Consider the following 18,172-nt stretch of genomic DNA (forward strand, 5'->3'; position numbering starts at 1 on the left):
TGCTAATTAGTTTTAGTTTTTTATTTGTAGCTTTACAAAGTGCTAGTTATTTTATTGCTTTATTAGTTTTTATGATTATTTTGCTAGTAAGCTCTAAAATGTATAAGTTTCAAGTTGGAAAAGAACTAAAGGACTCTTACCGGGGCTTACCTATAGTGAAGTTCATGGCCTTTCTTTTTCAAGATAAAAATATTTTAACATCACAAAATTATACATCATTAAGGATACTCATGCTGAGCGCTACTCTTGGGTTATCTATGATAATAACTTTTTACTTATATAGCGGTGTAATTAGACATCTATTTCTCATTACAGGATGTATATTATTTTCAATAATCTTTTCGAAAGTATTTTTAGGCCGTTACATTAAAAACAGTAGGTAATATGCTTCAATTTAGCCCCGTGAGATCTACTCCTCTCATCCTTCAATCTGAAATAGCCGAATGCGGTCTTGCCTCTATGGCCATGGTGGCGTGCTATCACGGCCATAAGTTGGATATGCCTGCCATGCGCAAGCGTTTTTCGGCTAATCTAAAGGGCATGAACTTACAGCAGCTGATTGAGCTGGGTGATAACTTGGGGCTCGCCAGTCGTGCATTACAATGCCCGCTTGATGAAGTTCATAAACTGCAAACGCCGTGTATTTTACATTGGGATATGAATCACTTTGTGGTATTGACCAAAGTCTCTGGTAAAGGATCTTCAGGTAAGTTTGCAATTAATGACCCTGCTGTGGGTAAACGCAGTTTAAATAGTGAAGAATTTAGCAAGCACTTTACCGGTATTTGTTTAGAGCTCACGCCAACGAGTAAGTTTGAAGCTAAACAAGAAAAAGCGCAGATGAAGTTTACCCAACTTTGGAGCACCATGAAGGGCTTAAAAGCAGGGTTACTAAAACTGATAGCATTATCACTTGTATTGCAGCTATTTGCCTTGATGACCCCTTATTATATGCAGTGGGTGGTGGATGAAGTACTCATTAGTTTTGATGAATCGTTATTAACGGTGCTTGCTATGGGTTTTGCGCTGATTGCTATTATTTCGGTGGTGACTAATGCGGTACGAAGTTGGCTAATTTTACGTCTTTCCAGCCTTTTGAATATGCAAATGGGTGTGAACTTACTCCGGCACTTATTGCGGCTACCGATGAATTATTTTGAGTCGCGCCATGTCGGCGATATTGTCTCGCGCTTTGGCTCATTAGCGCAAATACGTGAGCGTATTACCACGGGGTTTGTAGAAACACTGGTCGATGGCGTGATGGCTATTACCGTATTGATTATGATGCTAATTTATTCGCTAAAGCTCACTGCAATAGTTGTAGGTGCAATTTTGCTTTACACCTTAGTACGTTTAGCGCTTTATAGGCCGCTGCACCAAGCTACTGAAGAAATGATTCAATCATCTGCCAAAGAGCAATCGAACTTTTTAGAAAATATTCGGGGTATGCAAACTATAAAATTGTTTGGTAATGAATCGCAGCGCCAAGGTATTTGGCAAAACCGTTATGCAGAGGTAATAAACAGTGAAATTCGTTTAGGGCGTTTAAACATTAGCTTTGATTCATTTAATAAACTGTTATTTGGCCTTGAAAATGTATTGGTGATTTACTTTGCTGCATTGCTAGTTATGAGCAATAGCTTGTCTGTTGGTATGGTACTGGCGTTTATTGCTTATAAAAACCAGTTAACCAGCCGCTTTGCCAACTTAATTGAGCAAATTATTCAATTCAAAATGATGCGCTTACACTTAGACCGTATTGCAGATATAGCACTCACGAAACAAGAAGCTAATCGTGACGGTGAAATGGCATATACAGGTGATGACGAAGGTAAAGTTAAAGGCCAGCTTACCCTTGAGAATATTTGCTTTAGTTACAGTGAAGAGCAAGCGCCCATTTTAAATAATGTTAATTTAACGCTGAATACGGGTGACTCGATTGCGATTACAGGGCCTTCTGGTGCAGGTAAAACTACGCTAATGAAAATTATGCTCGGATTACTACAACCTACCTCAGGTAAAGTGCTGCTTGATGGTAAAGATATTACCCAACTAGGCCTTAAAAACTACCGTAAACAAATAGCTGCGGTAATGCAAGATGACACGCTATTAGCTGGCTCAATCGCCGATAACATCAGCTTTTTTGACCCACAGCCCAATTACTTGAAAATAGAGACGTGTGCTCGTCATGCGGCTATTCATGATGATATTACCAAAATGACTATGGGTTATAACTCATTAGTAGGTGATATGGGATCAAACTTATCTGGCGGTCAAGTACAGCGTTTACTCCTTGCACGCGCATTGTATCAATCGCCCTGCGTGTTATTTATGGACGAAGCAACCAGCCATTTAGATAAGGATAACGAGGCGAAAATAAGTGAGCAAATTCAGCACTTACCAATCACACGGATTATGATTGCTCATCGCCAAGAAACTATTAATATGGCTGGCAAAGTCTATCATTTAAATGCAGGTGAATTAGTGGACTTAGACCAGCAAAGTGAGAGTGCATAAAACAATCAAGGCGTGTGTATTACACGCCTTTTTATTATGCTTGCCGTTAGTAAAAGCTCAATACCAGCGATATAAAAATCCCTGTTACAAATAGCTGCACTACACAAAAACCCATAATATCTTTTGCTTTTAGGCCCGCTATAGCCAATACGGGTAGTGCCCAAAAAGGTTGAATTAGGTTAGTCCACGCATCGCCCCATGCTACAGCCATTGCAACGCGCGATATATCGGCGCCTAGCTCTTGCGCTGCGGGTATAACAATAGGCGCTTGTACTGCCCATTGGCCGCCGCCAGAGGGCACAAACATATTAACGAGTCCTTCACTTATAAAGCTGTAAAATGGCAAGCTATCGGCATCTGCAATGGCAATAAAGCCTTGTGATATTTGTTGTGCTAACCCTGTATCGACCATCACCGCCATAATGCCAGCATAAAACGGAAACTGAATAACAATACCCGCACCACTTGGAATTGCTTGTTGTAAGCTATTAAGCACATTGTGAGGAGTTTTATGTAGCGTAATAGCTAAAAACAAAAATACGGCAATAACGCTATTAAGGTTTAAGTTTCCGCCAGCAATAAAAAAGTAATAACCTAAATATGCCAAACCTAATAAGCCAATTGTCATACCGAGTAGTTTGCTTTGTTCCAAATGTTGGGCAGGTCTGGTTATTGTTGTGGGCTTAGGTGTTGTCTCTTGTAAAAGAGCTGGGTCGATATATACGCTTTCTTGCTCGCTTGGCAGCATATAGCGATTAACGAGCGGCATAATAATGAATAAACCAACTAATATGGCTATATTAAAGCCCGCAAATAAAGTGTGCTCTGTACTAATAATACCAATGCTGGCCTCTGAAAAGTGACCATCGGTTGCGATGGTTAAAGGAATCGAACCCGCTAATCCGCCATGCCATACAACAAAACCTGAGTAAGCGCTGGCTACTAATAATCGATAATCAACACGAGTATGTTTAGCAATTGCTTTGGCAAAAAGGGCACCAATAACTAAGCCAAATCCCCAATTTATCCAGCTCGCTAAAAGCGAAATAAGCGTGACTAATATAATTGCTTTAGGTGCGGTGCTTGCAAATGTTGCTAGCTTTTCTAATAACTTACTTATAGGTGGCGTACTTGCCAACATATAGCCTGTAATTAACACTAGTAGCATTTGCATAGCAAAACTTAATAAGTTCCAAAACCCACCTCCCCACGCTTGTAATACTTCAATGTTAGTTGCGGTTGTAAATAAGCTCGCACTGACAAGAGTAATTATTGTAAGTAAAATTACAAATATAAAAGGGTCGGGAAGATAGCGCTCTACAATTTTAGTAAAAGGGCGGGCTATTTTATTAAGCATAAGCACAACTGTTTTGGTTATTATTTTAACGCTAATTAATCATGAAAAATCACCATTGGCAAACAGCATTTAGTCTAATATTTGCGGTTAAAAGCTTAAACATTGCTTAAAAGCATCGCTTACAGTAACGTACTGTTTATAGATAATTTACTAACGAAGACTTTGTATTATGCCGGTGATATTTAAAAGGCTAGCGTTACTTGTTCGCGCTCATATAGATCAGTTGAGTTGGCAAGCAGTGGCATTAGCTATTTTGACTCATATGCTATTAACATGGAGCTTACTATTTATAGCGAATGAGAAAGCGTTAACCTCGCTTACTACCTTTTTTTACTATTACACAGTAACAACATCAACAGTGGGATATGGTGACTTTAGTCCAACTACTGATCTTGGTCGTTGGGTGGTTGCATTAATACAAATTCCATTTGGTTTAGCTTTATTTGGTGTTTTGCTAGGAAAAGCAGGACAAACTGTTACTTACTTAATTAGGCGCGCTATGACTGGTGATAAAAACTTTGCCCACAGTAACCACCATATTATTATTTTTGGTTGGCACGACACTCGTACAAAAAAGATGATTGATTACATTTTGGCAGATACGAAACGTACTGACCGTCGTATTTTACTCGCGGTAACAGAGCAAATGGATCATCCTTTTTTAGCTAACGAAAGCGTTGATTTTGCACGTTTAACGAGCTTTACTAATTTAGCTGAGCTAGAGCGGGTAGCTATTCGTAGTGCTGATAAGGTGATTATTGATGGTCAAGATGACGATCAGACATTTACAACAGCCCTGCGCATTAGTCGCTTAGTAAAAGATGATTGTCATATAAGTGCTCACTTTTTGGATGAAACCAAAGTTGAGATGATGTTAGAGCATTGCCAAAATGTAGAGTGTAGTAGTGCAAAATCAGCTGAGATACTCGTACGCTCAATGCAAGATCCAGGTTCGAGCCGTGTGCAAGAGGAGCTGCTATCTACTTTGCATGGTGATACACAATTTAGTTTGAAAATACCAAGCGGCTGCAAAGATATTGAGTTTGGTAGTTTGTTTCATCATTTTAAGCTTGAGCATGATGCAATACTGTTGGGTGTTGCTCATAATTTAAGTGCGCAAAATATGGATTTAAATCCACCATTAGATTACAAAGTAAGTGAAGGCGATATTTTGCACTATATATCGGTAGATCGAGTATTAAGTAGTGAAGTAGACTGGTCGAGCCTAGAAAAATAATGAATGAAGTTGTATTTTTAATTGTTGTTTTAAGTGCTTATATATTACCTGTCGTTATTGTACTCAACAGTAAGCGTACACAGGGTCATGAAAAGAATGGCTGGCTAATGGGAATAATTATATTTTCTTGGTTAGGGTTAATGATGTACTTTGCCATTGTGCCCAAGTATGGGCACAAAAAGAAAAAGGTTAAATAGAGTAGTTGGCCTTTACAGCCGCTTTTACTGGCGTAATTACTCTTCTAGTTGCTTAATTTTATGCTCAATTAAAGGATCGTCAGGTACAAGTTGTTGAGCAACTTCTAATAACTGAATGGCATCATTAGGATGCTCATCTTGATGCTTGAGGGCAACATCTATTAATGGCTGAATATCAATTTTTGCCTGATGTTCCTGTACGTGAACTTCTTTTTCATCAATCAAAATATTATGAGCTTTGCTTAATAGTGTTTGACGGTGAGCTGAGTTTACATTCGCTTTATTAAGGCTTTTGTAATAATCCTCTTTAAAGCGTAAGGTTTTAGTTTGCATACGAAATTGCGCAATATCAATTTGCTGATGCTGGATAAAATCGACGGCTACTTGCTTATAAAATCCAAACTTATTCAAATATGTGGCATGTGTGCCATGTCCCATACCAAATACTCGTAAGTGAGTTAACTGCTTATAGCGCTTAGCGTGCATTCGGTCTATACGATTAGTAGGATCGTAAATAATATAGCCTTGGGCATCTCCTAAATCTAGATCGTGATAATCTTGCTGCCAATCAAACTGCTGAGCTATATCGGTACTAGAGCGGTCATCCCACGGTACTAATTCTTTATTTTTAGTACTTACCGGATGGAAGAACAACACCTGATTTAGCTTTAATAGTTTAGCAAAAGCGCCAACAGCAAATCCGCCACGACTTAAACCATAGCCAAGTCGACAATTAAACGGCGTAAGTAATGTTGATAATTGCTCGAGAAAAAAGATTAAATTACGATTACGAAACCAATTACTTTTACCCAAATGCTGAAAAGCGATTACGTTTACGTTTTGTTTTTGAGCTAAGTGATAACCCCATGGTGCAAAATCAGGATGAAGATCTTGCTCTTGCACGTTAGTGCCAGCTGGGGAAAAGGTAAAAAGCAGGGGTTTATTAACGTCAACAAAATCATACTTAACAAATACATCGCCGAGTAAATCACTACCCGTCATGGGTAATCGAGTTTGTTGCTCATTGTGCGGGAGAGTTAACCATTCATCTAACCAATACAGTAATTTCATTAATCCTCCAGCTATAAGTCAGCATAGATCATATCAAACTCAATGAAATTAGGTCAAACCGATAGGGTATTACTGCGCCATTTTGATTATTACATCCCAGTCATTTTTAGTAACAGGCATTATTGATAGACGTCCGCCCTTTTTAAGTGCGATTTCAGTAATATTGTCATTGGCTTTAATATCTTTAAGGCTAATTAATTTTTTTAAATGGCTTTGATAAGTAACCTCAACAACAACCCAACGTGGTTTGTCGCTGGTGGCTTTTGCATCGTAATAGTCGCTGCTTAAATCAAATTGAGTGGGGTCTGGGTAGGCTTCTTTAGTAACCTCGGCAATGCCCGCTACGCCCACGTGTTTACAGCTTGAATGGTAAATCATGACTGAATCACCGACTTTGACGTCGTCACGCATAAAATTTCGTGCTTGGTAATTACGCACACCTTCCCAAAGAGTCGTTTGTTTTGGTGCGTTTTTTAAGTCATCTAATGAAAACGCATCGGGTTCAGTTTTAAATAGCCAGTAAGCCATAACAGTATTCCTAACAAATATTTACTTCCCACTATTGTATAGTATCATTTGGACACTAGGGTAATGAGGAAGAAATAATGAGCCAAGTATTAGATGATTTATTGTCGTTGTTAACACTTGAAGAAATTGAGCAAGGTTTATATCGAGGACAAAGCCAAGATTTAGGCTTTGGTGCTGTATTTGGTGGTCAAGTAATGGGGCAGGCGCTTTCTGCTGCCAAAGAAACTCTACCTGAAGGGCGAATAGTTCATTCATTACATTCTTACTTTTTACGCCCAGGCGATCCGGCTAAACCCATTGTTTATGACGTAGAAACTATTCGCGATGGAAAGAGCTTTAGTACGCGCCGAGTCAAAGCAATTCAGTACGGTAAACCAATCTTTTATATGACCGCGTCGTTTCAGGGTGAAGAGAGTGGGTTATCGCATCAAGCGACAATGCCTGATGTTCCCGCACCTGAGGAATTACGTTCATCGCTTGAGTTTTACCAAGATAACGCTTCGCATATCCCAGAGGTTATCCGTAATAAGTTTACCCGTGAAATGCCAATTGAAATGCGACCGGTTACTTTTCATAACCCGTTTAAACCAGAAGTTATGGAGCCGGTAAAGCATATTTGGTTTAAAGCTAATGGTGAAATGCCGGACGATCAGCGTATCCATAATTACTTATTAGCGTATGCGTCTGATTTTGAGTTTTTACCAACTGCATTACAACCTCATGGTGTATCGTTTATGCAGCCAAATATGCAAGTAGCTACTATTGATCATGCAATGTGGTTTCATCGTCCATTTAGAATGGATGATTGGATTTTGTATTCAATTGATAGTCCAAGTGCGAGTAATGGGTGTGGTTTGGTACGCGGGCAGTTTTTTGACCGCCAAGGCAACTTGATTGCCTCAACAATGCAAGAAGGGGTTATGCGTCAGCGCTAACCCCTTCTGTAAATGCATTGCTAGTTACACTGATCTTGAACTATATCGCTGATTGACTGCCAGACGCGTGCTGGCAGTAATGTTTTAAGGTGTGCGTAGGTTTCACATAGTTGTGTGCTACCTACTAAGCCCTTATCACCCTCTGTTATTAATGACTCGCCACGTAAGTTTTCGATAAAACTAACAAGTACTTTTTTGTCAAAAAACTCAGGTGTTTTTATGCCGTGCAGTGTACCTAAACGTTGTGCGAGTACTTGGCTTTCTCTTTCAAGCTCGGCTTTTTCAATGCCATCACTTGTTTGAATAAAACCAATCACAATAGCGTAACGTTGTAGGGTAAAGCTAAGTGCTCGTCCAAGCATTTCAAGCTTAGCTAAGCAGTCATTACTGTTCGTTATATGAATGTTATCGCCATCAAACTCAATTAAATTTTGATCGGCAAAATTAGCTAAAATTCGTGTTATGTAGTTTTCATCAAGAGGTTGTAAATACCATTCTTTAGCAAATAGCGGATAAAATGTTTTTACAAGTTGTTGGCATTGAGCAATCGTAGTGCTGTGTTGTTTAAATAGATGTAGTGCAATTAAGCTTGGTACTGCAAACAAGTGCAAAATATTGTTTCGGTAGTAATTAAACAGTACTTTTTCTTTATCGCTAATAGTAATAATTTCGCCAAACTCATCACTGATAACTTCAAACTTATTAAGCTTTAATGCATGCGTTAGTAATTGCTCTGGTGTTTCGTCTGGTGTAGTTACTTTATTACTGTAGCTTGCATCACGTTGTAAGCGCAGATAAAAATCAAGCTGTGCTAATAGCTTTGGTTTACTCAATGCTTGCTTATCATTAACCAGCAATATCATCGCTAGTAAGTTAACCGCATTAAGCGCCGCTGCATTATTAATTTTAACCATTACTTGGTCGGCAAGTTTAGTTACTTGTGGTGCTAACCATTGTGGCTTTTGCACGTCAGTTGGGTGTATTGAATCACGCCAATCAGGTTGGTTATCGTTTAAGTATTGGTTAATAGAGATTGGATCGCCAAAGTTTAAATTACCACGACCATAGTTTTTAAGGTTTTTGATTGCCTTAAAAATACCAAATATAGATTCGCCTTTTTTATCTTTACCATCCAGCTCTTTAAGGTAGGTGTTAATTTCCATGACGTGCTCGTAGCCAATGTAAACAGGAACAATAGATATTGGTCTGTCTATTCCGCGTAGCATTGCTTGTAATGTCATAGATAGCATACCCGTTTTAGGCGGAAGTAAGCGTCCAGTCCGGCTTCGACCGCCCTCCGTGTAAAACTTAACAGAGTAACCTTTAATAAACAGTTGGCTTAAATACTCTTTGAATATGGCAGAATAAAGTTTATTACCTGCAAATGAACGGCGAATAAAAAACGCACCAGAGCGTCTAAATATGCCTCCGGCAGGGAAAAAGTTAAGATTTATACCAGCAGCTATATGCGGAGGTACTAAACCCAAATGATAAATAGAGTAAGTAAGCAGTAAGTAATCCATATGGCTGCGATGACAAGGCATATAAATTATTTCATGTCCTTTATCTGTTAGTTCATGAATTTGTTCGGCGTGTTTAATATCAATACCATTATAAAGCTTATTCCATAACCAAGTTAAAAACCTTTCGGCCACACGTATCATTGCTTCAGAGTAATTAGCGGCTATTTCATCAAGTAGCTTAAGTGCATTTTGACGAGCTTCTGTTTGGCTAATGTTTTTAGCGTTAGCTTCATCTTGAATTGCTTTTTTTATAGTAGGTGACGCTAATAATGAATTAAATAATTGCTCACGAGATGGCATTTTAGGGCCTGTAGCAGCTAGCTTTTGGCGCTTAAAGTGAACACGCGCTACGCGTAATAATTTATGAGGTAACTCGCTTACATCGGCTTTTTCATTGACTAAAAGTGATAAGTCGAGTGGTTGGCTAAAGCGAATAAAGTTATCGCGCCCTGAAAATAACACCACAAAAAACTTTCTAAACCAGCTTGGAGTAAGAGAGTGTGTAATTAAAGTACGTAGTCCTGGCTTTTCTTTACCTGGATCGCGCCCCCATAAAATAGTAACAGGCACCACTTGTACGTTTTGCTGACCGCTTTTTATTAAGTACTCAATAATTTGCTTGCCTTGGGCTAAAGCATTGGTTGGTTTTGCTTCATCACCAAATAACGGTGGAGGATTTTTAATACCAATAAAACGGTCTAAATTTTGAGTCCCTAGCACTTGCTCTTCTGTTGGGCTAGGTAGGCCATTCTTTTTACAAACATGCGCCAGCGCGGCTAAATCAAAACGTGAATTTAAACGCACTATGTAAAATGTAGGGTACTCAGGGTTTAGATCATACTGTTTAATAGGATTTTCTGGCAGCACTTTGCTTTTCACAAATAAGCGACTAAATCCAGCAGACATAACATTTAAACAATAATTAAAAATACGCATCGACTCACCATATTGAGAGTATTAAGGGCAAAATTAGCGCAACAGGATACCATAATATCTAAAAATCCCTTAGTTTGCGCAATTAAGATGTTTAGTTGTTTGTTGACTAGCATCAAAAGCATTAGTTCAAGTATAGCTATTGAACATGTATGGACGCATATTTAATCAAATTAGTATTCATTACATTGTTTCTAAATAGTTGTTGCATTTATCACCAATACCTCTATAATACGTAGGCTTTCAAAATTCCTCTGGGAATTAGAAAGGATAAATTAAGCTTGGATTTCAAGCTAATAAACAGGAGTTCCGATTTGGAACTCAACGTAGATATAATCAAACAGCCGACATCTTAAGTTTTAAGATTGTTTCGGTCGTTTTTTTATGCTCTTTTATATGCTCTTTATATTGAGGTTAAGAATGTCAAATCAACGCATTCGTATTCGCCTAAAAGCTTTTGACCACCGTTTGATTGACCAATCAACGGCAGAAATCGTGGAAACTGCGAAACGCACTGGCGCACAAGTACGTGGTCCAATCCCACTACCTACACGCTTTGAACGTTTTACTGTACTAACTTCACCGCACGTTAATAAAGATGCGCGTGATCAGTACGAGATCCGCACCCATAAACGTCTGATAGACATCGTAGAACCAACTGACAAGACTGTAGACGCGCTTATGCGTTTAGATCTTGCTGCTGGTGTTGATGTTCAAATCAGCCTGGGTTAATCGAAAGATTAGAGAGGTTTTAGGAAAATGGCATTAGGTCTAGTCGGTCGTAAAGTGGGTATGACACGAATCTTCACTGAAGATGGTGTATCTATCCCTGTGACAGTTATTGAAGCGACACCTAACCGCATTGCTCAGATCAAATCTGACGCAACAGACGGTTATAACGCGCTTCAAGTAACCGCAGGCACTAAAAAAGCAAGTCGTGTAAACAAAGCTAAAGCGGGTCATTTCGCTAAAGCTGGTGTTGAAGCGGGTCGCGGTCTGTGGGAATTCCGCCTTAACGGTGGTGAAGGCGATTTTGAAGTAGGCGCTGAGCTTACTGTTGAATTATTCAACGAAATCAACAAGGTTGACGTAACCGGTACTTCTAAAGGTAAAGGTTTCCAAGGTGGTGTTAAGCGCTGGAATTTCAGCATGCAAGACGCTACACATGGTAACTCTCTATCTCACCGTGCTCCTGGTTCAATCGGTCAAAACCAATCACCTGGTAAGGTGTTTAAAGGTAAGAAAATGGCCGGTCATATGGGTGCTGAGCGTGTAACGACTCAAAACTTAGAACTAGTTCGCGTTGACGCTGAGCGTAATTTGCTTTTAGTTAAGGGTGCAGTACCTGGAGCTATTGGCGGTGACGTTATCGTTAAACCAGCTGTTAAAGCATAAGTCCTGGAGATTTAGTGATGGAATTAGCAATTAAAGACGCTTCTGGCGGTCTTGAAGTTTCTGAAGCTACTTTTGGACGTGAGTTTAACGAAGCATTAGTACACCAAGTAGTTGTTGCATACGCAGCAGGTGCTCGTCAAGGTACTCGTGCTCAGAAGACACGTTCTGAAGTAAGCGGTGGTGGTAAAAAACCATGGGCTCAAAAAGGTACTGGCCGTGCACGTGCCGGTACAATCCGTAGCCCAATTTGGCGTTCAGGTGGCGTTAGCTTTGCAGCTAAACCACAAGACCACAGCCAAAAAGTAAACCGTAAAATGTACCGTGGTGCGATTAAAAGCATCTTATCTGAATTAGTTCGTCAAGAGCGTTTAATCGTTGTTGAAAGTTTTGCTCTAGCAGCACCAAAAACTAAAGAACTAGTTGCTAAGCTTAAAGAACTTGAGCTTAAAGATGTTCTTATCGTGACTGAAGAAGTAGATGAAAATCTTTTCTTATCGGCACGTAACCTTTATAAGGTTGACACACGTGATGTAGCTGGTATCGATCCTGTAAGCTTAATTGCTTTCGATAAGGTACTTATTACAGCCGCTGCTGTTAAGCAACTTGAGGAGGCGCTAGCATGATTCGCGAAGAACGTCTTTTAAAAGTGATCCTTGCTCCACATATCTCTGAAAAAAGCACAATTGCTGCTGAAGAAAACAATACTATTGTTTTTAAAGTAGTAAATGACGCAACTAAAGCTGAAATTAAAGTAGCAGTTGAGAAGCTTTTTGAAGTAGAAGTAACGGGTGTTCGCACACTTAACGTTAAGGGTAAAACAAAACGTACTGGCGCACGTTTCGGTCGTCGTAGCGACTGGAAAAAAGCTTACGTTACTCTTAAAGAAGGCAGCGAGCTAGACTTTGTCGGCGGCGCCGAGTAATAAGGGGATAGAATTATGGCACTTCAAAAGTGTAAGCCTACTTCTGCGGGCCGTCGTCACCTAGTTAAAGTGGTTAACTCTGATCTACATAAGGGTAAGCCATACGCACCACTTTTAGAGAAAAACTCTAAATCAGGTGGTCGTAATAACAATGGTCGTATTACGGTTCGTCATATCGGTGGTGGTCATAAACAACATTACCGTTTAATCGATTTTAAACGTACTAAAGATGGCATTCCAGCCACTGTTGAACGTTTAGAATACGATCCAAATCGTAGCGCAAACATCGCTCTTGTATTATATGCAGACGGTGAGCGTCGTTACATTATCGCACCAAAAGGCTTAAAAGCTGGCGATGCAATCCAGTCTGGTGTTGATGCACCAATCAAACCTGGTAATGCATTACCAATGCGTAATATGCCTGTAGGTTCGACTGTTCACAACGTAGAATTAAAACCAGGTAAAGGTGCTCAAATCGCACGTTCTGCTGGTGCATACGTTCAAATCCTTGCTCGTGATGGTCAGTATGTAACATTACGTCTTCGTTCAGGCGAAGTTCGTAAAGTTGAATCTGATTGTCGTGCGACTCTAGGTGAAGTAGGCAATGCTGAGCATATGCTTCGTTCACTTGGTAAAGCAGGTGCAAATCGCTGGCGTGGTATTCGTCCGACAGTTCGTGGTGTTGCCATGAACCCGGTAGATCACCCACACGGTGGTGGTGAAGGTCGTACATCTGGTGGTCGTCATCCTGTGTCTCCATGGGGTAAGCCGACTAAAGGTGCGAAGACGCGTAAGAACAAGCGTACGGATAAATTTATAGTACGTCGTCGTACTAAGTAATATTGAGGAATAGCCATGCCACGCTCTCTCAAGAAGGGTCCTTTTATAGACCTACACTTGCTGAAGAAGGTAGAGAAAGCTTTGGAAAGCGGTGAGAAAAAGCCAATTAAAACTTGGAGCCGTCGTTCAATGATCATACCTAACATGATCGGATTGACCATTGCTGTCCATAATGGTCGCCAGCACGTACCAGTTTTCGTTTCTGACGAAATGATCGGTCACAAACTAGGTGAATTTGCACCAACTCGCACTTACCGTGGCCATGCTGCGGATAAGAAAGCGAAGAAACGATAAGAGGGGAAGATAAATGCAAGCATTAGCTAAACATAAATTCGCCTCTGGTTCGGCGCAAAAAGCACGTCTAGTTGCAGATCAGATCCGCGGGTTACCTGTAGATCGCGCACTAGAAATCCTGGCGTACAGCCCTAAGAAAGCGGCTGTATTAGTTAAGAAAGTACTTGAGTCTGCTATTGCTAACGCAGAGCATAACGAAGGTGCTGACATTGATGAGCTTCGTATAACAACGATCTTTGTGGACGATGGTCCTACAATGAAACGTATTATGCCTCGTGCTAAAGGACGCGCAGATCGCATCCTTAAGCGTACAAGCCATATCACTGTTATGGTTTCAGATAGCTAGGAGTATAAGTAATGGGACAAAAAGTTCATCCTACTGGTATTCGCCTAGGTATATCTAAACCTTGGGTTTCTACCTGGTACGCGAGTTCAAAAGATTTCTCTGCACAGCTTTTTGGCGATCACAAAGTTCGTACATTCCTTACTAAGGAATTAAAAACGGCTTCTGTGTCTAAAATCGTTATTGAGCGTCCAGCAAAATCAATCCGAGTAACAATTCACACGGCTCGTCCGGGTGTTGTTATCGGTAAAAAAGGCGAAGACGTAGAAAAATTACGTCAAGCGGTAACTAAAATCGCTGGTGTACCTGCTCAGATTAATATCTCTGAAGTACGTAAACCAGAACTAGATGCACAACTAGTAGCAGACGGCATTGCCTCTCAACTAGAACGTCGTGTTATGTTTCGTCGCGCTATGAAGCGTTCGGTACAAAATGCAATGCGCATCGGTTCTAAAGGGATTAAAGTTGAAGTTAGCGGTCGTCTTGGCGGCGCTGAAATCGCACGTTCAGAATGGTATCGTGAAGGTCGTGTACCTCTACATACTCTTCGTGCTGATATCGATTACGCAACTTCTGAAGCCTTAACCACTTATGGTATCATTGGTGTTAAAGTTTGGATCTTCAAAGGCGAAGTTATTGGTGGTTTACCACTAGTACAAGAGCAAGAGAAGCCAGCTAAACGCGCACCAAAGAAAGCCAAGAAAAGTGCTAAGTAGAGGTAGCGAGTAATGTTACAGCCAAAACGTACAAAATTCCGTAAAATGCACAAAGGCCGCAACCGCGGTTTAGCGCAAAACGGTAACAAAGTAAGCTTCGGTACTTTCGGATTGAAAGCAACTGGCCGTGGCCGTATGACTGCTCGTCAAATCGAAGCAGCTCGTCGTGCTATGACGCGTCACGTGAAACGTCAAGGTAAAATCTGGATTCGTGTCTTCCCTGACAAACCGATTACAGAAAAACCTCTTGAAGTTCGTATGGGTAAAGGTAAAGGTTCTGTTGAATATTGGGTTGCTGAAATTCAGCCTGGTAAAGTACTTTACGAAATGGAAGGTGTTTCAGAAGAGCTTGCTCGTGAAGCGTTTGACCTTGCTGCTCGTAAACTGCCATTCAAAACAACTTTCGTAACTCGGACGGTAATGTGATGAAAGCTAGCGAACTAAAAGATAAAAGCGTAGAAGAGCTTAATGCTGAACTTCTAGGACTACTTCGTGAGCAATTTAATATGCGCATGCAAGCTAGCACTGGTCAGTTAGCTCAGACACACACGCTAAGAACAGTACGCCGCGATATCGCGCGTGTAAAAACAGTTATTAACCAGAAGGCAGGTCAATAATGAGCGATAAAATTCGTACTCTTCAAGGCCGTGTAATCAGCGACAAGATGGAAAAATCTTTCACTATCGCTATCGCACGTTATGTGAAGCACCCAATCTATGGGAAATTCATTAAACGTACGACTAAGTTACACGTACATGACGAAAATAACACAGCAAAAGCGGGTGACGTAGTTACTATCCGTGAATGCGCACCAATTTCTAAGAATAAATCTTGGACTTTAGTAGACGTTATTTCTAGTCCAAAACAAGCTTAATTTTTAATTAAGTTAGTTTTGTAAAAAAGCCCTGGCATTAGCCGGGGCTTTTTGTTTTCTGGAACTGCCTTGTCTTGAAACGTGTTTACACATTTAGGACTTATACCAATCCGCAATAATACTTAATCATTTTGTGATGCTAAACGTGTCGCTACCTGCTTTAAAAAATGCTCATTTAGAACAACTAAATAGCGAATTTCTGCCTAGCTATCAACACGTTTTTCCAGCCTCAAAATAGATCACTTAATTAAGCGAATTGGTATTATCTTTTTATCAGAAATACAAAAGCATGCAGGGTAGTTTTCTGGTTTGTGTCATCAACTCCGTTGTTGCTATATATTTCTTAGTATCAGAACTAGTGGCTGAATCATAAAAGTTTGATTATAAGCTTACATATCTCAGTAACTTTAATACTGGCTATGGGCATATAAGCCGTAGCGTTACTTTTCTCTTACTTTATTTCAATGTTACAGTTTTAAGGTATCGAAAATAGATATTCAAATATAACTTAATCATTCGCTTGTCTGGTTTTTTTATGTCTAAAACCTCAATTTATCGCCTTAAATGAATATTCTGGTATGATTAGCAAATATGCGCTTTTGAATGAATTTTTGAGGTAATAATGACGCGTAGTTTTGAATTTCATTTAACTGATGAGATTGCCACGGTTACAATGGGTAATCGCGTTGCTGATATTATAGAGCAAGGTGCGGTTATTTATTTACATGGTGATTTAGGTGCTGGTAAAACAACGTTTACACGAGGTGTAGTGCAAGGCTTTGGCCATACAGGTAAGGTTAAAAGCCCGACCTATACACTAGTAGAACCTTATGAGCTTGAGCGTGCAAATGTTTATCATTTTGACTTATACCGCTTAGGTGATCCTGAAGAACTCGAATACATGGGAATACGCGATTATTTCTCAGCAGACGCAATTTGTGTTGTTGAATGGCCTGAAAAGGGTGGTGAATTTATTCCTGTGCCTGATTTAGATATTACTCTAAGCTATGTGGGTAACGAACGTAAAATTGTTATAAATAGTGCGAGTGAGCGCGGTATAGCAATTGTCGAAAAACTAAATAATCAATAATAATATAGTTAAGGCAGTAATTATCCAATGAGCCGAGGTGTAGTTAAACTTTTTATTTATCTTATGGTTATCACCATAAGCTTGCCGCTATGGGCTAAAAACACAATCAATAGTGTGCGTGTATGGCCGTCTCCAGATAGCACGCGCGTGGTATTTGATTTAAATGATAAGCCCGACTTTAGCTATTTCATGCTTAAAAACCCTAGCCGCCTAGTGATTGATTTAGAAAATACTAGCGAGTTAAAAACATTGCCAGGTGTGCCCCCGAAACATCAAATAGTAAGCAAATTACGTTACTCAAAACCTAAAAATAAACAAAGCGTACGTTTAGTATTTGAATTAAGTGCGCCAATAAAGCCAGTGGTATTTGCCCTCGCACCTACAGGCCCTTATAAAAATAGACTCGTTGTTGATTTATACAATAAAAGCCAAGCTACTACAGTTGTTTCTCCTGCTCAAACAGCCGCTAAAAACCGTCAACTAAGCCAAGAGCGCGACATTGTTATTGCAATTGATGCGGGGCATGGCGGCGAAGATCCTGGTTCAATTGGGCCATCAGGCACCTACGAAAAAACAGTTACACTGCAAATTGCGAAACGTTTAGAGCGCATGATTGATGGCGAACGTGGCATGATTTCGCGCATGGTACGAAGCGGTGACTATTTTGTAAAATTAAATACCCGTACTAATCGAGCCCGTGAAAAAAAGGCAGATTTTTTTGTTTCTATTCATGCTGATGCATTTACAAGCCCTGGGCCAAATGGTGCCTCTGTGTGGGTTTTGTCATTAAGACGTGCTAATTCAGAAATAGGTAAATGGATAGAAGATAAAGAAAAACACTCCGAGCTTTTAGGTGGCGCTGCTGATGTAATGAAAGATGCCGCCAATGAAAAATATCTAGCACAAGCGTTGCTTGATATGTCGATGGACCACTCTATGAAAACTGGCTTAAATGTAGCTGACGAAGTGGTTAAAGAGCTTCGTAAGGTTGCCAAACTGCATAAAAAAGATCCCCAGCATGCGAGCCTTGCAGTACTAAAATCACCAGATATTCCATCTATTTTGGTAGAAACAGGGTTTATATCTAACCCGCGAGAAGAAAAGCTACTTAAAAGTCCTAATCATCAAGAGCGTTTAGCTAAAGCTATATTTACTTCAATTAAAAATTATTATTTGAAAAATCCGCCGGATGATTCTTTATTTGCTAAATTAAAGTCGCAATATCCAACAAAGCATAAAGTACGCCCCGGTGAATCTTTAAGTATGTTAGCGAGTCGCTATGGCGTTACAGTCAATAAATTAAAACAAGTTAATAAGCTTAGTTCTAATACCTTATTTATTGGGCAAGAGCTCGATATACCTCAAAGTTAGTCATTATTAGCGCAATGTTTGCTAGGAAG

General features: G+C 39.9%; 21 protein-coding genes. 17 read left to right on the plus strand and 4 right to left on the minus strand.

Going from position 1 to position 18,172, the window contains the following annotated elements:
• Window positions 1–384 precede the first annotated feature (384 nt).
• A complete protein-coding gene (locus H5092_RS02785) occupies window positions 385–2,517 on the plus strand; it encodes a peptidase domain-containing ABC transporter (protein ID WP_182732871.1) in 2,133 nt (710 codons plus the stop codon).
• Between the two features lie 46 nt (window positions 2,518–2,563).
• Here the strand turns inward: H5092_RS02785 and H5092_RS02790 are convergent, their stop codons facing one another.
• A complete protein-coding gene (locus H5092_RS02790) occupies window positions 2,564–3,874 on the minus strand; it encodes a short-chain fatty acid transporter (protein ID WP_182732872.1) in 1,311 nt (436 codons plus the stop codon).
• 169 nt (window positions 3,875–4,043) lie between these two features.
• Here H5092_RS02790 and H5092_RS02795 point away from each other — a divergent pair, with 169 nt between their 5' ends.
• Window positions 4,044–5,111 (plus strand): potassium channel family protein, encoded by a 1,068-nt coding sequence (locus tag H5092_RS02795; protein ID WP_182732873.1) that lies wholly within the window; start codon window positions 4,044–4,046, stop codon window positions 5,109–5,111.
• On the plus strand, window positions 5,111–5,308 hold the full coding sequence (locus H5092_RS02800) for a PLDc N-terminal domain-containing protein (protein WP_182675765.1): 198 nt from the start codon (window positions 5,111–5,113) through the stop codon (window positions 5,306–5,308). The genes H5092_RS02795 and H5092_RS02800 overlap by 1 nt, the downstream gene beginning before the upstream one ends.
• 36 nt (window positions 5,309–5,344) lie before the next feature.
• Here H5092_RS02800 and H5092_RS02805 read toward each other — a convergent pair whose 3' ends face one another.
• Entirely contained in the window at window positions 5,345–6,379 is a 1,035-nt protein-coding gene (locus H5092_RS02805) for a cytosolic protein (protein ID WP_182732874.1), read from the minus strand.
• A 69-nt stretch (window positions 6,380–6,448) separates the two neighbouring features.
• Window positions 6,449–6,907, minus strand: coding sequence for an EVE domain-containing protein (locus H5092_RS02810; protein WP_182693725.1), 459 nt, complete (start codon window positions 6,905–6,907; stop codon window positions 6,449–6,451).
• 77 nt (window positions 6,908–6,984) lie between these two features.
• Between H5092_RS02810 and tesB the strand changes: the two genes are divergently transcribed.
• Window positions 6,985–7,842, plus strand: coding sequence for an acyl-CoA thioesterase II (tesB, locus tag H5092_RS02815; RefSeq protein WP_182695524.1), 858 nt, complete (start codon window positions 6,985–6,987; stop codon window positions 7,840–7,842).
• A 20-nt stretch (window positions 7,843–7,862) separates the two neighbouring features.
• Here tesB and plsB read toward each other — a convergent pair whose 3' ends face one another.
• Window positions 7,863–10,301 carry a glycerol-3-phosphate 1-O-acyltransferase PlsB gene (gene plsB / locus H5092_RS02820; protein WP_039489010.1) on the minus strand — a complete coding sequence of 813 codons (2,439 nt, stop codon included), beginning with the start codon at window positions 10,299–10,301 and terminating at the stop codon, window positions 7,863–7,865.
• Between the two features lie 417 nt (window positions 10,302–10,718).
• Between plsB and rpsJ the strand changes: the two genes are divergently transcribed.
• The 13 genes from rpsJ to H5092_RS02885 all read left to right on the plus strand — a co-directional run bounded on the left by rpsJ (window position 10,719) and on the right by H5092_RS02885 (window position 18,143).
• Window positions 10,719–11,030: a 30S ribosomal protein S10 gene (gene rpsJ / locus H5092_RS02825; protein WP_002957900.1), complete on the plus strand. Its 312-nt coding sequence runs from the start codon at window positions 10,719–10,721 to the stop codon at window positions 11,028–11,030.
• Window positions 11,031–11,057: 27 nt separating this feature from the next.
• Window positions 11,058–11,693: a 50S ribosomal protein L3 gene (rplC, locus tag H5092_RS02830; RefSeq protein WP_002957898.1), complete on the plus strand. Its 636-nt coding sequence runs from the start codon at window positions 11,058–11,060 to the stop codon at window positions 11,691–11,693.
• 17 nt (window positions 11,694–11,710) lie between these two features.
• A complete protein-coding gene (rplD, locus tag H5092_RS02835; RefSeq protein ID WP_002957897.1) occupies window positions 11,711–12,316 on the plus strand; it encodes a 50S ribosomal protein L4 in 606 nt (201 codons plus the stop codon).
• Window positions 12,313–12,615, plus strand: a complete 303-nt coding sequence (gene rplW / locus H5092_RS02840; RefSeq protein ID WP_002957896.1) for a 50S ribosomal protein L23 — start codon at window positions 12,313–12,315, stop codon at window positions 12,613–12,615. Before rplD ends, rplW begins: the two co-directional genes overlap by 4 nt.
• A 15-nt stretch (window positions 12,616–12,630) precedes the next feature.
• Window positions 12,631–13,455 carry a 50S ribosomal protein L2 gene (gene rplB, locus H5092_RS02845; RefSeq protein WP_002957895.1) on the plus strand — a complete coding sequence of 275 codons (825 nt, stop codon included), beginning with the start codon at window positions 12,631–12,633 and terminating at the stop codon, window positions 13,453–13,455.
• Window positions 13,456–13,470: 15 nt separating this feature from the next.
• Window positions 13,471–13,749, plus strand: a complete 279-nt coding sequence (rpsS, locus tag H5092_RS02850; protein ID WP_004588689.1) for a 30S ribosomal protein S19 — start codon at window positions 13,471–13,473, stop codon at window positions 13,747–13,749.
• A 13-nt stretch (window positions 13,750–13,762) separates the two neighbouring features.
• On the plus strand, window positions 13,763–14,095 hold the full coding sequence (gene rplV, locus H5092_RS02855; protein ID WP_002957892.1) for a 50S ribosomal protein L22: 333 nt from the start codon (window positions 13,763–13,765) through the stop codon (window positions 14,093–14,095).
• Window positions 14,096–14,106: 11 nt separating this feature from the next.
• Entirely contained in the window at window positions 14,107–14,808 is a 702-nt protein-coding gene (gene rpsC / locus H5092_RS02860; RefSeq protein ID WP_002957891.1) for a 30S ribosomal protein S3, read from the plus strand.
• A 12-nt stretch (window positions 14,809–14,820) separates the two neighbouring features.
• Window positions 14,821–15,234, plus strand: a complete 414-nt coding sequence (gene rplP, locus H5092_RS02865) for a 50S ribosomal protein L16 (protein WP_002957890.1) — start codon at window positions 14,821–14,823, stop codon at window positions 15,232–15,234.
• The gene (gene rpmC / locus H5092_RS02870; RefSeq protein WP_002957889.1) at window positions 15,234–15,425 is read left to right on the plus strand and encodes a 50S ribosomal protein L29; all 192 of its coding nucleotides are present in this window, start codon (window positions 15,234–15,236) and stop codon (window positions 15,423–15,425) included. The genes rplP and rpmC overlap by 1 nt, the downstream gene beginning before the upstream one ends.
• Window positions 15,425–15,682: a 30S ribosomal protein S17 gene (gene rpsQ / locus H5092_RS02875; RefSeq protein WP_002957888.1), complete on the plus strand. Its 258-nt coding sequence runs from the start codon at window positions 15,425–15,427 to the stop codon at window positions 15,680–15,682. Before rpmC ends, rpsQ begins: the two co-directional genes overlap by 1 nt.
• 622 nt (window positions 15,683–16,304) lie before the next feature.
• On the plus strand, window positions 16,305–16,772 hold the full coding sequence (gene tsaE / locus H5092_RS02880) for a tRNA (adenosine(37)-N6)-threonylcarbamoyltransferase complex ATPase subunit type 1 TsaE (protein WP_182712012.1): 468 nt from the start codon (window positions 16,305–16,307) through the stop codon (window positions 16,770–16,772).
• A gap of 27 nt (window positions 16,773–16,799) precedes the next feature.
• Entirely contained in the window at window positions 16,800–18,143 is a 1,344-nt protein-coding gene (locus H5092_RS02885; protein ID WP_138489744.1) for an N-acetylmuramoyl-L-alanine amidase, read from the plus strand.
• Window positions 18,144–18,172: the final 29 nt, after the last annotated feature.

Origin of the sequence: Pseudoalteromonas sp. SR41-7, from assembly GCF_014163935.1 — a bacterium.
GTDB lineage: Bacteria > Pseudomonadota > Gammaproteobacteria > Enterobacterales > Alteromonadaceae > Pseudoalteromonas > Pseudoalteromonas distincta.

Excerpts from the sequence above, each read along its gene's own strand:
- rplB (WP_002957895.1), top strand. The coding sequence starts at position 12,631 with ATGGCACTTCAAAAGTGTAAGCCTACTTCTGCGGGCCGTCGTCACCTA.
- plsB (WP_039489010.1), bottom strand. The coding sequence starts at position 10,301 with ATGCGTATTTTTAATTATTGTTTAAATGTTATGTCTGCTGGATTTAGT.
- H5092_RS02785 (WP_182732871.1), top strand. The coding sequence starts at position 385 with ATGCTTCAATTTAGCCCCGTGAGATCTACTCCTCTCATCCTTCAATCT.
- H5092_RS02805 (WP_182732874.1), bottom strand. The coding sequence starts at position 6,379 with ATGAAATTACTGTATTGGTTAGATGAATGGTTAACTCTCCCGCACAAT.
- rpmC (WP_002957889.1), top strand. The coding sequence starts at position 15,234 with ATGAAAGCTAGCGAACTAAAAGATAAAAGCGTAGAAGAGCTTAATGCT.
- rplW (WP_002957896.1), top strand. The coding sequence starts at position 12,313 with ATGATTCGCGAAGAACGTCTTTTAAAAGTGATCCTTGCTCCACATATC.
- rplD (WP_002957897.1), top strand. The coding sequence starts at position 11,711 with ATGGAATTAGCAATTAAAGACGCTTCTGGCGGTCTTGAAGTTTCTGAA.
- H5092_RS02795 (WP_182732873.1), top strand. The coding sequence starts at position 4,044 with ATGCCGGTGATATTTAAAAGGCTAGCGTTACTTGTTCGCGCTCATATA.
- rpsS (WP_004588689.1), top strand. The coding sequence starts at position 13,471 with ATGCCACGCTCTCTCAAGAAGGGTCCTTTTATAGACCTACACTTGCTG.
- H5092_RS02810 (WP_182693725.1), bottom strand. The coding sequence starts at position 6,907 with ATGGCTTACTGGCTATTTAAAACTGAACCCGATGCGTTTTCATTAGAT.
- rplC (WP_002957898.1), top strand. The coding sequence starts at position 11,058 with ATGGCATTAGGTCTAGTCGGTCGTAAAGTGGGTATGACACGAATCTTC.
- rpsC (WP_002957891.1), top strand. The coding sequence starts at position 14,107 with ATGGGACAAAAAGTTCATCCTACTGGTATTCGCCTAGGTATATCTAAA.
- rpsQ (WP_002957888.1), top strand. The coding sequence starts at position 15,425 with ATGAGCGATAAAATTCGTACTCTTCAAGGCCGTGTAATCAGCGACAAG.
- tsaE (WP_182712012.1), top strand. The coding sequence starts at position 16,305 with ATGACGCGTAGTTTTGAATTTCATTTAACTGATGAGATTGCCACGGTT.
- H5092_RS02800 (WP_182675765.1), top strand. The coding sequence starts at position 5,111 with ATGAATGAAGTTGTATTTTTAATTGTTGTTTTAAGTGCTTATATATTA.
- tesB (WP_182695524.1), top strand. The coding sequence starts at position 6,985 with ATGAGCCAAGTATTAGATGATTTATTGTCGTTGTTAACACTTGAAGAA.
- H5092_RS02790 (WP_182732872.1), bottom strand. The coding sequence starts at position 3,874 with ATGCTTAATAAAATAGCCCGCCCTTTTACTAAAATTGTAGAGCGCTAT.
- rplP (WP_002957890.1), top strand. The coding sequence starts at position 14,821 with ATGTTACAGCCAAAACGTACAAAATTCCGTAAAATGCACAAAGGCCGC.
- rpsJ (WP_002957900.1), top strand. The coding sequence starts at position 10,719 with ATGTCAAATCAACGCATTCGTATTCGCCTAAAAGCTTTTGACCACCGT.
- H5092_RS02885 (WP_138489744.1), top strand. The coding sequence starts at position 16,800 with ATGAGCCGAGGTGTAGTTAAACTTTTTATTTATCTTATGGTTATCACC.
- rplV (WP_002957892.1), top strand. The coding sequence starts at position 13,763 with ATGCAAGCATTAGCTAAACATAAATTCGCCTCTGGTTCGGCGCAAAAA.